Annotated in this window: 2 protein-coding genes; one reads left to right on the top strand and one right to left on the bottom strand. The window is 69.5% G+C overall.

Annotation, left to right across the window (positions count from 1 at the left end):
• Positions 1-310: hypothetical protein (locus DAI20_RS19780; RefSeq protein WP_205781518.1), on the bottom strand; the 310-nt coding region annotated here is incomplete at its 3' end.
• 83 nt (positions 311-393) lie between these two features.
• Between DAI20_RS19780 and DAI20_RS19775 the strand changes: the two genes are divergently transcribed.
• Positions 394-610 (top strand): glycine--tRNA ligase subunit alpha (locus tag DAI20_RS19775; RefSeq protein ID WP_159085146.1); only part of this gene is annotated, 217 nt, incomplete at its 3' end.

Below are 610 nucleotides of genomic sequence, written 5' to 3'. Positions count from 1 at the left end.
CCACCCGGGTCGGGTCGATGCGCAGGTAGCGGCTGCCGGTACGCTGCGCCAGCCATTCGGTGAGACGTTCCAGGGTCAGCTCGCCACCGCCGTTGGCGGCCAGCTTGAGGTTGGACAGCAGCACCAGCGGGTGCACTTCGCTGGCGTTGCGCGCGCCCTGTGCGGAAAACCGCATGCGTTCGCGGTCCTGTTCGGCCACCAGGCCATCGGCGACCACGGCTGCGGCAATCTGCTCGAACTGCAGCCGTCCCCAGGGCAGCGCGACGCCGCCCGCTTCGCCGGGCGTGCCGACCGGCAGCCGATGTTCCATCTGCCTGCTCCTCCCGGGTACGGAATGCCCCGCAGGTCGGCCGTTATACTAACGCACCCCCTTGCCGGCCAAGACTCGTACGCATGTCCGCGACCCCGACCGTTCCGCTCACCTTCCAGGGCCTGATCCAGACCCTGAACCAGTTTTGGGCCCAGCAGGGCTGCGTGCTCATCCAGCCGCTCGACCTGGAGGTGGGCGCCGGTACCTTCCACCCGGCCACCTTCCTGCGTGCGATCGGTCCGGAAAGCTGGAATGCGGCCTACGTGCAGCCCTCGCGCCGCCCGACCGACGGCCGCTACG

The sequence above is a fragment of the Planctomonas deserti genome, assembly GCF_003067705.1.
Classification (GTDB): Bacteria; Actinomycetota; Actinomycetes; order Actinomycetales; family Microbacteriaceae; genus Planctomonas; species Planctomonas deserti.
Note: the sequence above shows the minus strand (reverse complement) of the source record. Positions and strands in the feature narration are given on the sequence as shown.